General features: G+C 25.4%; 13 protein-coding genes. 7 read left to right on the forward strand and 6 right to left on the reverse strand.

Going from position 1 to position 12,617, the window contains the following annotated elements; all coding sequences use genetic code 11:
• Positions 1-357 precede the first annotated feature (357 nt).
• Entirely contained in the window at positions 358-600 is a 243-nt protein-coding gene (locus tag NG918_RS06985) for a hypothetical protein (RefSeq protein ID WP_252225472.1), read from the reverse strand.
• Positions 601-1,004: 404 nt separating this feature from the next.
• On the opposite strand from NG918_RS06985, the gene NG918_RS06990 reads away from it, so the two are divergent.
• Together NG918_RS06990 and NG918_RS06995 are read left to right on the forward strand one after the other, a co-directional pair.
• Positions 1,005-1,484 (forward strand): hypothetical protein, encoded by a 480-nt coding sequence (locus tag NG918_RS06990; protein ID WP_252225473.1) that lies wholly within the window; start codon positions 1,005-1,007, stop codon positions 1,482-1,484.
• A 439-nt stretch (positions 1,485-1,923) separates the two neighbouring features.
• The gene (locus NG918_RS06995; protein ID WP_085294453.1) at positions 1,924-2,124 is read left to right on the forward strand and encodes a YvrJ family protein; all 201 of its coding nucleotides are present in this window, start codon (positions 1,924-1,926) and stop codon (positions 2,122-2,124) included.
• Between the two features lie 277 nt (positions 2,125-2,401).
• On the opposite strand, the gene NG918_RS07000 is transcribed toward NG918_RS06995, so the two are convergent.
• Positions 2,402-2,755: a hypothetical protein gene (locus NG918_RS07000; RefSeq protein ID WP_252225474.1), complete on the reverse strand. Its 354-nt coding sequence runs from the start codon at positions 2,753-2,755 to the stop codon at positions 2,402-2,404.
• A 156-nt stretch (positions 2,756-2,911) separates the two neighbouring features.
• Between NG918_RS07000 and NG918_RS07005 the strand changes: the two genes are divergently transcribed.
• The gene (locus NG918_RS07005) at positions 2,912-3,427 is read left to right on the forward strand and encodes an antirestriction protein ArdA (protein WP_252225475.1); all 516 of its coding nucleotides are present in this window, start codon (positions 2,912-2,914) and stop codon (positions 3,425-3,427) included.
• A gap of 1,545 nt (positions 3,428-4,972) precedes the next feature.
• Here the strand turns inward: NG918_RS07005 and NG918_RS07010 are convergent.
• A complete protein-coding gene (locus tag NG918_RS07010; protein WP_252225476.1) occupies positions 4,973-5,239 on the reverse strand; it encodes a hypothetical protein in 267 nt (88 codons plus the stop codon).
• A gap of 243 nt (positions 5,240-5,482) precedes the next feature.
• Here NG918_RS07010 and NG918_RS07015 point away from each other — a divergent pair, with 243 nt between their 5' ends.
• Together NG918_RS07015 and NG918_RS07020 are read left to right on the forward strand one after the other, a co-directional pair.
• A complete protein-coding gene (locus NG918_RS07015; protein WP_252225477.1) occupies positions 5,483-7,213 on the forward strand; it encodes a hypothetical protein in 1,731 nt (576 codons plus the stop codon).
• On the forward strand, positions 7,206-8,264 hold the full coding sequence (locus tag NG918_RS07020; RefSeq protein ID WP_252225478.1) for a 4Fe-4S binding protein: 1,059 nt from the start codon (positions 7,206-7,208) through the stop codon (positions 8,262-8,264). Before NG918_RS07015 ends, NG918_RS07020 begins: the two co-directional genes overlap by 8 nt.
• Positions 8,265-8,287: 23 nt before the next feature.
• Here NG918_RS07020 and NG918_RS07025 read toward each other — a convergent pair whose 3' ends face one another.
• Both NG918_RS07025 and NG918_RS07030 read right to left on the reverse strand, forming a co-directional pair.
• The gene (locus NG918_RS07025; RefSeq protein ID WP_252225479.1) at positions 8,288-9,109 is read right to left on the reverse strand and encodes a DNA-methyltransferase; all 822 of its coding nucleotides are present in this window, start codon (positions 9,107-9,109) and stop codon (positions 8,288-8,290) included.
• On the reverse strand, positions 9,093-10,205 hold the full coding sequence (locus NG918_RS07030) for a DNA methyltransferase (RefSeq protein WP_252225480.1): 1,113 nt from the start codon (positions 10,203-10,205) through the stop codon (positions 9,093-9,095). Before NG918_RS07030 ends, NG918_RS07025 begins: the two co-directional genes overlap by 17 nt.
• 503 nt (positions 10,206-10,708) lie before the next feature.
• Between NG918_RS07030 and NG918_RS07035 the strand changes: the two genes are divergently transcribed.
• Both NG918_RS07035 and NG918_RS07040 read left to right on the forward strand, forming a co-directional pair.
• Positions 10,709-10,933, forward strand: coding sequence for a DUF1659 domain-containing protein (locus tag NG918_RS07035; RefSeq protein ID WP_252225481.1), 225 nt, complete (start codon positions 10,709-10,711; stop codon positions 10,931-10,933).
• Between the two features lie 44 nt (positions 10,934-10,977).
• Positions 10,978-11,196 carry a DUF2922 domain-containing protein gene (locus NG918_RS07040; RefSeq protein ID WP_252225482.1) on the forward strand — a complete coding sequence of 73 codons (219 nt, stop codon included), beginning with the start codon at positions 10,978-10,980 and terminating at the stop codon, positions 11,194-11,196.
• Positions 11,197-11,340: 144 nt separating this feature from the next.
• Here the strand turns inward: NG918_RS07040 and NG918_RS07045 are convergent, their stop codons facing one another.
• Positions 11,341-12,510, reverse strand: a complete 1,170-nt coding sequence (locus tag NG918_RS07045) for an SH3 domain-containing protein (RefSeq protein WP_252225483.1) — start codon at positions 12,508-12,510, stop codon at positions 11,341-11,343.
• Positions 12,511-12,617 lie beyond the last annotated feature (107 nt).

The raw sequence follows: 12,617 nt of genomic DNA on the forward strand, positions 1-12,617 counted from the left end.
TGTATAACGCTGCGCTAACTAAACATTTACTAATACCCTATTCACTTTAGACCTCCACAATGGAGTCCACTTATGGACAAATAAATTGTCCAAAGTCAGTTCATGTTCTAGGAGCTGCACTTGGACTTCCCCAGGGGTGTCCACCTTAGACAACCTATTGTCTAAGGACGTTTCTTGTATTTTAAAATCATTATTTCAGCATTTTTCTGCAATAAAAAAAGAATTAAAAATATAATACGAGCTTTGCAGTATCATATTTAAAATTCTTTTATGTTCTTAAAATATTCAATTACTTAAAATTCTATGTCCATGCCATAAAGGCAAGGACACCTTGTACTACCCTAGTGGTGTCCAAGGTTAATCAAAATTAAATGTACTTACTACTTTAGTAGTATGCTCAATATACTCATCTGATAGATCCTCAATACCATCACATATAAACTTTAAGCTGCAGCTTTCACAGCCACTTATAATTCCATCTTCAATTAAAGAACACTCCATAGAGTCATCAAGAGTAGCATTTCTTATAGCTAAAGCTATTTGCTTTTTATCAAAACAATCATTACCCTCTGAACAAATTTTAATATTATTTTTAATCATAAACATACACCTCATAAAAAAATATTAACAATAAAAATTAATTGTTAAATAAAATATATGTTTATATATTTAAAATTCCAACAATTATGAAGTTGAGAGTTGAAAATTGATAATTGAAAGTTTGGGTTGAAAAGCTCAGCTTTTCTAAAAATATATTTTTAAAAATTCCTCAAAGGAATTTTATCCTAAACTCTCCACTATCCGCTCTCAATTATCAACTCTTTATCTTCCACTTTTCATTCTGAACTATCCCTAAAGGCGCATTTTATAAGCAAATTCTTAAGTTCTTAAATTCTAATATTCTTAAGTTCTAAAATTTATTTATTCTTTTCTTCTTAAGAATTTTAGATTTTTAGAATCTAAAACATATATATTTTTTAAATAAATATAAGGAGAAAAATTTAATGGCAAGAAAAAAAGAATTTAAAATAGATAAAGATGATATAGCATATGAAGAAGAGGTTGAAGAATGTGGCTTTACTGATTACATACCAACTGGTGAAAACTCTATTCAATTATTTTCATTTGAAGATGATTTAGTTCCTGAAAATAAAAATATTAATGATAATAACTCACTAATAGAAACTAAAGAAGAGGTTAATGAAGCAATAAAATCAAACCCTAATAACATTAATAATAATAGCATTAGTTCCAATCCCCTATTATTTGATAATAGAAATACACCTATAGCTAATGGAGCTGCACCACCTATTGATGGAGAAGCTGCTAATATAAAAAGAAGTTATACTCTTCGCAATTCTACTGTTAGAAAAATAAATGAACTTAAAAGCATACACCCAGATATAAATGTTTGTGTAAGCACTATTGTTGATATTGCTATAGATTATTACCATAAGCACATAATAAATGATGATATATACTAATACTTGTTTAAATAAATTTCATGTTGTCAATATTTTAAGATGAGGTGATGATATGAAAGCATTTATAAAAAGCTATAATTTATCCAATGTAAAATTAAAATACAAACTTATGTATATATCCTATATGTCAATTGTTATTTTTTACTTTATCCTTAGTAAAATAAAACTTTATAATATTGAGTATTCACCATTATTAAACTTAAATGCTAATTCAATTTTTTCATTTACTACTATGATAATAATTCCAGGAGCTTTATTATATTATTTATATAGTAAACTTAATAATAAAACAGATAAAGAGTTGAAACTATGTAATATATTTAGTAATTTAAATTTATTTATGATTTTAATAAGTTTTATTCTTATCATTAGATTATTATTAATAATCTAAATAAAATAATCACCCTCTACACATATATTCTATGTAGGAGGTGATTTCATGGATATTAATGAATTAGTAAGCCTTATAGGTAATGTTGGCTTTCCAGTAGCAGTAAGTGCATATCTACTTATACGACTAGAAAAGCAACTAAACTCTTTAAGTGCTTCAATTAATAAATTAAATACCATAATTTCAACTAAACTTGGAGTTGTTATTGATACTAATAAATCTAATGATGATTCTAATAATGTTGCATAAAAATAAGGCGATAAACATAATTTTTTCATGTTTATTGCCTTTTTACATGGTCCTTTTGGACTAATATTGTATCATCTAAAAATAAGAAATATTCAAGAGGTCAAAGCTCTTAAGCAGTTTGAATATTTTTATTTTAGATTATGCACAAGTGGTTGCCAAAATTACTTTTATAGCTTGTCCTTAAAATTTATTTATTTTATCATAATGTTGTTTTTTATTTTGCATCTTAGATAGTGTGGACCATTAGAGCATGGCTCCAATGGTCCGTATTTATGTATTAAAACGGTAATTCTTCTAATGGTATATAAGGTTGAAAAATTATAGATTCATTTTTTTCTTTCTCCCAATCTATTATCGTATATTGATTCGGAAATTTCTCTTGCATTTTAAGTGAAGTATTTTTCCAAAAATCAATCTCATATTTATTTATAGAATAACTTCCTTCCCCTTCTTTATACTCTAAATAAGAAATTTTAACTGCATATTCACTATATTTTCCACCTATAAAATGTATAAAATATTCCCCATCAATATTTTTATATAATTGCTCATATGTATAGTTTTCCTTTAAATTTAAACTTTGAAATCTAACCTCATACAATAATTCTGATGTTTCTAAATCAAATCTCATTTTCTCAATACTTCCTTTCCTAATTTAAATCCCCTTTTAATAAATTTCCCTATTAATATTATTTCCATTTAATTTATTTTATATACACTTTATTGAATAATATTTTTAATTATTGGCAATAATAACAATATAGAGATAAGAAAGGTAGTGTAAAAATTGGGTAATGTTGATATTAATGTTTTTGTTACTAATTTAGGAAAATATAATGAAGGTGAATTAGTTGGAAAATGGATTTCACTTCCATTTACAGATGATGAGTTAAAAGAATGTTTTAATGAAATAGGAATTGATAATATCAATTATGAGGAATATTTTATAACTGATTTTGAATCAAGTTTGGATCATGTTTGGAGTATTTCAGAATACGATAATTTAAATACTATAAATGAAATAGTTCTTGATCTTGAAATGCTTAGAGATTATCAAATTGATATAGTAAAAGCAGCTTTAGAATGTGGATTTGAAAATAATATTAAAGATGCAATTAAAAATGTAGATAATTACAACTTAGATTGTAATATTAACAGCTATGAAGATTATGGCTTGTACATACTTGAAGAATGCTATTCTATCCCAGATGCAATAAGAAATTACATAGATTATAAATCATTTGGTGAGGATTATTTAAATGTAGCTGAATTTACAAGCTATGGATTAATTACATATAACTAATAATATAAAGGCATAGCCTTTATATTATTATATTCCTAAATTAGTACAACCTTAAAATTATTTAATCACTATAAAATCAACTACTCAATTATGTGACAAGCCTTAGGTATTGTTTTGCCTAAAGAAAAAACCTTATAAAAAATTAATAATGTCAATCTGCTTAAAAAGCTTAGCTCCTTGACATTATTAACTTTTTTTATGATAGAATCTTAGCTGCCAAAACAAAGAACATGATAAAAGAAAATATAATTTAGGGGTGGCGGTCGGGGTAGTATTAGTACATGAAAGCACTCGTTAAAATACGTTAAATTTAGTGCTATCAATTTATCGGATTTTATCAAGTGCGGTCTTTAAAGAATAAATATTAAAACTTAGATTATTAAAAATCACAATACATTTAGCGGTGGTAAAAATTCTAGAACAAAATTCGGTAAAGGTTAGTTAATGTTGTGCTTCAAGATTAATCAAGCTTTATCGAATGCTAAGAATATTATGTTTAATGGTATAGGTGCTGCTCTCCTTGAATCTTCTTCTTTAGCACCAGCACTTATACCTAGAATATAAGAAGATATATGACCTTTCTTTAATTTTTAACTTACGGAGCAAAAGGTCTTTTATCTTCTGCACCCAATCGGGTACCTAAACATAGAACTAGATTAATCCTAGTGATTTATTAGTATATATGAGGTTGGAGCTTGCCGTAAAACTCATATATGCTTAGAAATAACAGGTAATATCCTGTACTATTTTGGGTGATTGAATAGGTGCCATTAATAATTAAGTTAGATGGTATATACGGTATAGCTATACTACTAATAATAACTACTATACTATAAACTTATAGTTAAAATATTTTATAAACTTTAAATACCATAATATAATTATCCATATAAAAATTATATTCTTCTAAAAAATGTTAATAACTAAGTGCTTATTAAATAATTGAAATAATAAACTAAATAAAAGATAAGCATAGGTTAATAAATGGACTAGCATTTCGCTTGTCTATTTTTAACTTATGCCCAGAAGGTAAAGTTTGAAGCAACCTTGATTCATTATATTTTTAGGTTGGACTAGCTTAATTAAAAGCAGCACCAACTATAAAATCACATCTATACTTAATCTTTTTATTAAGATTGTCCATACCGTTCCTTGACCACAGAGAAATACTTAGACAGTATATGAGCTGTTCTTCTTTGCCCTTCTTCTTTAGCACAGCTCTTATACCCAACATCTATAAATTAGCTACATAGGAATATAACAAATTGGAGATAGAATAGCCATAAATAAAGTATGAATGGCTTGGATATTCTATCTCCTGGTTGTTTTATTCCCTGAAGAATATCATGTTTAAATCCAACTAAGTTTACAATCAAGGATTTTTTTAATCTTAAATATATATATTTCTAAAAGAGTAATGCCCCCGTAAGACGGGTGGTTTGCTCTGCAGCTATAAGCCTAAAAAATATATAAGAGCGTTTTTTTAATTGTTGAATTTTATTTATGTAAAAAATATAACCTTGAAATTTAAAATTTACATTAAACTTAAATTTTTTGTATTATCAGTATTAACTTACTAGTAATACAAAGTTTGTGGTAAAAACATTGTTTAAGAATGTTCATAACTTTTAATGGTATAACCACCAGCATATCAGACGGTTTTCTTTTAACACTAAAGTATTCTATTAAATCAATATATTCAGCTATTATATTTTTTAATATATCTTGTTTAGGTACTTCAATATCTAAAATATTTTCAGCTATAAGTACATATCCACTTAAATCATGCTCAACATTTTTTAAATTTTTCAATTATTATTAATGTATTTTTGGTCTCATTTATATTTTACTACAAGTAAGAGATTTTATTATAATAGTAATTCATATTTATAGATTATTTTTAATTTCTTTATATTTACCAAAATATCATTTATTATTTTCTTTATTTATAAAATTATTCCTAAATTAAATGAAAATGTATCCATTTAATTGTATAATTAGAAATATAAATTTATGTAATTTATATTAATAATAACTTTTACGGAGGATACAAAATTGATTAGATTTCCAAATCCAGGGACTAACCCTAATAACTTTATTCAAATTTTTAAATTAACATATAATGCTTTGCATGATAGATATTTTTTTACATTAGATGATATGACAGAAGTTTTAGCTTGCGAAAGCTATATAACTTGTAGAGGTTTTGCTGGTAAACGTGCAATTGAACAGTCAAATGATTCTTCAAAAGCACTTCAACCACTCTATAATCAATGTAAAATGTACTCTGAATTATTTAGATCTTTAGGTTGGATAAAATCTACTTCTGGTAAAAACCTTAATTTTTCATTTACATTTATAGGACAGCATGTTGCAACTGCAATTGATGCATTTCCTCTTTTTAAAGAATGCTTGTTAGGAATTAACTACCCTAATAATGTAATAAAAAATAAATCTCAAAATATACGTCCTTTTTATTGTATTTTAAAATCTCTAAAAGATTTAAACGGTATATTAACTCGAGATGAAATGATACTTGCACCTATGAGTATTGATGATACAGATGTTAAGGATTATAATGATAAAATTAATTATATAAAAGATTTAAGACAAACCAAAAATTATATTGAAGTTAAAGATGCATTAAAATTACTATCTGCTAATTTAGAGATATCAACAGTTACATTAGGTAATTACACTCGTTTTCCTATTGCAATGTTATCAGCTTGTGGTTGGATAGAAAAGACAAGTCTTAAAAGCATTTATTCAAATATAGGTGCTACCAAATTTTTAAAATTAACTACTGAAGGTGAAAAGATATTACTATCTATGGAAGATTCATTGGATATTCGCTGTTCGGTTCACTATACATCTAACGATAAATTCTTAATTTTTGATAATATTCAAAATACAAAAAAAGAATTAATTCGTACATCAATATTTTCAATGTTAGAACGAAGTGGATTTGATATTTCACCATTAATTGATACTCTAAAATATGATTTTGAATTAGTTAAGAGTAACTTTAATAATAGTTCAATATTATTTTCACCATATCAAACAATAGAAAGCAAAATAGTTGATGAAGCTTTATCTGATTTTTTATCTAGCGTAAAAAACAATGTAACTGGTACCTATACTATTACAAAACCAATAGATTCGGTAAAAATAGATTACTGTAATTTAAATACCATATTAAAATTTTCCAACATAGAATCTACAAACAAAATTTCTAATATTGCTGAAGAAGAATTACAAAAATTATATACTGATAATGAAGATATTTATAAAGTGGTTGATTTATTTTGTGAAAAACATTCAAGAGATAATCAAGATGTATTCTATCCTCTAATTGGTTATTTATTTAATATTTTAGGATTAACATGTAGGGTATCAAGACAAGGTGAAAACTATCAAAGATTTGATGCACTTATTATAGATAATGAATTTAGTATTCCTATTGAGATAAAATCTCCTGGAGAAGAAACCAACATATCCACAAAAGCAGTAAGACAAGCTTTAGAAAACAAAATAGTTTTACTATCAAGGAATAGTGAACAATATAAAACTGATTATGAAACAATATCAATAGCACTTGGATTTAATCTACCAAACAATAGGTCTGATGTTCTCAGATTGATAACAGATATAAAAACTACATTTGATATAAACATTTCACTTATTGATTTTAAAACATTAACTATAATGGCAGTGAACTCATTATTTAACAATAAAACTATAAATATAAATGCTTTAGCTAAAGCAGGAGGAATAATTAATGTCTAAACTTTTAAAACAAAATATAACTAGATCTAATCCATTATTTTTGAAGAATGTAAATTTAATATCTAAAATTAAAGTTTCTCCATCAAAGCCATCTATTATTTATTTTGAAAATGGTAATTGTGTTAATTCATCTTGCTTAAAATGTCCCAATACACCCTGTTATCAATTTTCTGATTCAGAATTATCTTTGAAGGCTCTATCAGATTTTTCTTATGATAGATCTAAAATAGTCTGTCCAGTAGATGCTATTTCTATAGACACAAAGAAATATACTCCTATTATAAATAAAGAAAAATGTATTAGTTGTGGTCTTTGTTCTTATAGATGTCCAATAAAAGCAATCTATATAGATAATAACTCTGCTGTATTAAATAATACAATTTCTAAAGATGATAATAAATTTTATAAAGATATTGATATAGATGAATTCTATGATAATTTTCAAAATTTATTTAAAATAACTTTTGAAGGTGTAATTATCTGTGAAAGTGATCTAGCTTTAGGTAATTTATATGATAATATTTCAAAAATTAATAAAAAGAATCCTAGTCTCCCTAATAATCTAGTAAGAAATGTATTACTTTCATTAGGTACAACCTATAATTCAACTAGAATTGGTGACAACAACTTTAGAATGGATGGAATTATGGGTAATTCAGAAAAATTAGGTGTATGTGAAATAGAATTTGGTAATGACCTTTTAAATTCACCTAGAAATATTTTAGATGATATTGCGGTAATATGTTCTCGATATTCTAAACATTATAGTGATATATACCCATTAATTATAAGTTTAGAATTACCTAATACACGTAGTGAATATTGGAGAGTTATACAAGATATAAAAAACGTATTAAATATAGAAATTAATTCCATTTCAATAGGTGCCTTATTTCTATTAATATGGAACTTAAAGAAAATTAATCTTATTACACTTAGTTTCTATTCAGACTGTAATAACTTATCTATTAGACAATATATAGAAAATATTTTAGATAAAAATATAAACTTAACTCAAGGTTTTAAATCAGTTCTTGAAGTCAATAAATAAAAAAATCAGAGCAATTAATTGCTCTAATTTTTTTTTGCTATTCTCTCTTCACTTATTTCTACCCATTTTTCTTCTAACTCTATACCTATCCATTTTATATTATGCCCTTCTCTATTAAGCTTTTCACAACATACTCCTAACGTACCTGAGCCATGAAATGGATCTAAAATAATTCCATCATAAAACCCTTCTTCATTTTTTGGACAAAATGCTTTTATAAGTTCTTTTATTAAACTTTCAGGCTTCTGAGTTGGATGCTCTGTTCTTTCATTTTTAAATATCTTACCTGCTAATGTTGGAAATTCCCATATATCACTTCTCATTGCGCCTAATGGATTAGGTCTCCACTCTATCGTTTCTCCCTTTGAATTCTTATAGTATACAGGATTTTTTAATCTTTCCTGACTTTTGTATGGTACTCTAACATCATCTACATTATAAGTCCATTTTTTATCTGATTTAGAGAACCATAAAAAAGGTTCATATTGTGCTTGAGGTACTTTCTTAGAACGAGAAAACCCATTTTCATATCTCCATATATTCATTCTTCTATAAAACAGTCCTAATTCATACATTATACACTGAATAAAGCATATGTAATGATGTATTCCAAACCAAACTATACTACCATTCTTATTAAGTAAATCTTTGCATATTGATAATCTTTTTTTATTTATTTCAATAAATTCAGAAATGGATAAATTATCACTATCATTCCCAAAATCTTTTTTTAAGTTATACGGAGGGTCTGTTAATATTAAGTCAAATTTTAATTCATCCTCTAACATTTTAGGCAATATATCATCACTATTACCCACATATGTTCTATTATAATCCCAATCCATTTTTATTCTCTTCCTTACTATTATCCTTAGTTTTTTTATTAGCTTTCTTTACTTGCTTTTTAAATATTAAAATATATTGATGATGTATATTTTCAACATAAGAAAAAGGATAACCATAAGGTAATAAACTTTTATGATTTTGTAATAACACTTTTACGCCTTGTAACATCAATTCATGTTTACTATCTACTTCTGACTTATTCATAATTTGAATAAGGTCGCTATGAAAGCTTACAAATTCTGATTTATTTCTAAAATCAGATACAATAACACATATATATTTATTTTCCTTTAATACTTTAGCACTCTTGATAAATACATCTTTTAACTCATCTAAGAACTCATTGTAATCATCAATATTAGCTAAATCTTTCTTATCATCAGAATAATTTGTAGCTAATCCTTCTTCAGCTCTCTTTTTAGTTTTGTGGTCTATTTTTTTATTTAATATAGACCAATATGGAGGACTAGTAACAATTAAGTCTATACTTTCTTTATCCATATTATCCAAAGCTTCTCTACAATCTTGATTAATAAATGTATGCTTTAATGATTCACCTTCACCAACTTCATATTCTATTCTATACTTTGATAAATCACACCAATGCTTTGATAATTCAATTCCTACTCCAATACGTTCTGAAACGGCACATGCTTTTACTGTAGAACCTGTTCCACTAAATGGATCTAATACTTTTTGACCTTTCTTTGTAAAAAATAATACTAACCTTTGTACATCTTGAAATGAAAAAGGAGCTGGATGCTGTCTTTCTATTTGAGCATGTGGATGACTTGCACCTAATCCTTTTTGATACCAAAAACTTTTTGTTTCTGGTAACCATTCTTTACCTGTTAACTCATTCATATTATTTCTTGCATCTACTGATGGCTCTAAACTATCCCCATGTTCTTCTTTATATTTTTCTATTTCTATTTTAGAAAATTCATTCCTATTTTTTTCATTTTTATATACATTTATCTTTCCATCTTTAATCATTTTGTTTAACTTATGCTTACTAACACCTAAATACTCTATTACTTCAGAAGTTTTTAATACTTCCTTTTTTTCATCTATTCCGTCTAATAATGTTTCCATTTACCTCACCTCGTTTTACTAGCATAACATAGTTGTTTTAGACTATCAACTTCTATAAATTACTGATTTATTATATATGAGTTTATTTATAATAACAATAAAAATTATATATTTCACTAATAACCTATCCTATAAAACCATACCCTAAAATAGTAAAAGTCTCATTTATTTATGATATAGCTCTCCATTTATCAGTCTAAAGTCTATTCTACACACTAACTTCATACTCACTTGATTTACTTTATCCTAACTATTTTAATTTTTGTAGCTTTTATATACTTATAATTTCTAACATCAAATTATTGTATATACAAATAAAAAACTCTTAAATGTATTCATTAATATACCTCAATCAGCTTATTTAGTTACATGACTCTCAAACAACATATTCTCTAGCTTTAAAATTACAAAATATAAATTTTAAAAAATTTTCTCTCCACCATGTAATTCCTCCTCCAAACACATATATCCTATATGAAATCAAATTAAAGGAGGTAAACATTATGGCTATTAACAAATTGCAAACTGGTTGTACTCTTGCTATTGAGGTACAAAAAGGAACTGATAAACTTGGAGATCCAATCTATTCTAAAAAAAGTTTTTCTAATGTAAATCCAAAGAAAACACCTGATGAAGTATTTGAAGTTGCAGAAGAAATTGAAAAGAACTTAGCTGCTGACTGTAGGAATTTCTTTATAACTGATACTTCTAAGCTAATGAGTGAGTAATTTCAAATTATCAAGTCAACAAATTAAAAAGGAGGTAATTCAATATGGAATACATTTTATCAATGACATTCGTAAATCAAGCTGATTCTAAAACAACACTTACTATAAGTGGTGTTAAACCAGATATATCAGCAGAAGAAGTAAAAGCTTTAATGCAGCTTATAGTTGATAAGGAATTTTTCTTAACAAGCAAAGGCTTGCTTACTAACGCATCTGCTGCTCAATTAACACAAAGAGAAGTCACAAAATTTGAAGTAAAATAATCGTTTTTTAAAACACTCTTTCTTTCTAAAAAAATCACTCATGTATAAGCTTTAGCTTTATACATGAGTGATTTTTTACATTTATATTTTTAACTATATAAATCCTATTATGATAATTAAATATTTTATTTAAATTTAACATTATCACTTAAATTCACCTATATATCTAGTATATACCCATCCTTTAATTACTACATTTTCATCAACTATATATTCTATTAAAGACCAATTTTTATTTTTTTTTAATATTTTTACTACTTCGCCAAATCTTAAATCATAAATTGACCTAGAATTTATAGAATTACTGGTTCTAACATTCAAACATTCCACTTTAACAAACCTATATTCATTTAATGCTTTTTTAAAATTATTATTTTTACAATAATTTAAATTAACTTCAGCTGATATTTCTTTCTTTATCTCTTTAATAATTTTATGCTTCTCAGTACTTGTATTATAACTAATTTCTATTTCCTTCATTTTATTATCTATTATAGTTTTTGCATGGTCAATATAGTATTCATAAAATGGATTTATTAAAAACATTAATGTTATAAAAATAACTATGGGATGTTTAATTTTTATTTTTGTAAATAATGAATATAGTTTCTGTTCATATAAAATATCATTGTTGTCTAAATTAATTTCATCTATAGGCTCTATTATTTCATCCTCTATATTAATTGTTTTATCTAAATAACTTATTGTTCCATTTGTATTTAAATGCACTGAGTTAAAGTCTATTTTACTTATTTCCTCAAAAACATTATAATCAAATGCTTTACTACTTATCTTCATAATTTTTGATATACTATCCATGTATTTAGGTTTTTCTAATATACTTGATATACTTTTATTATAATCAAATGCTTTACTATTTATATTCATAATTTTTGATATACTGTCCATACATTTAGGTTTTTCTAATATACTTGATATACTTTTGTTATAATCAAATGCTTTGCTACTTATCTTCATAATCTTTGATATACTATCCATGTATTTAGGTTTTTCTAATATACTTGATATACTTTCACTATAATTAAATGCTTTACTACTTATCTTCGTGATCTTTGATATACTATCCATATATTTAGGTCTTTCTAATATACTTGATATACTTTCACTATAATTAAATGCTCTACTACTTATCTTCGTAATCTTTGATATACTATCCATGTATTTAGGTCTTTCTAATAAACTTGATATACTTTTATTAACATCTAACTCACTACTATTATAATTAACAGTTTTTAATTCACTTTTTATTGTTTTTAATTTTTCTATTTCATTTTTGTCATTATCACTTTGCAAAAATATCACCTCTAAAATATCTTAAATTTCCACATCCAATTAATTTATATTTTCTCACATTATACCATGTTTATAAAAGTGCAAACTATTAAATAATTTAGATATTA

Source organism: Clostridium sp. ZBS2 (assembly GCF_023845855.1).
Classification (GTDB): domain Bacteria; phylum Bacillota; class Clostridia; order Clostridiales; family Clostridiaceae; genus Clostridium; species Clostridium aquiflavi.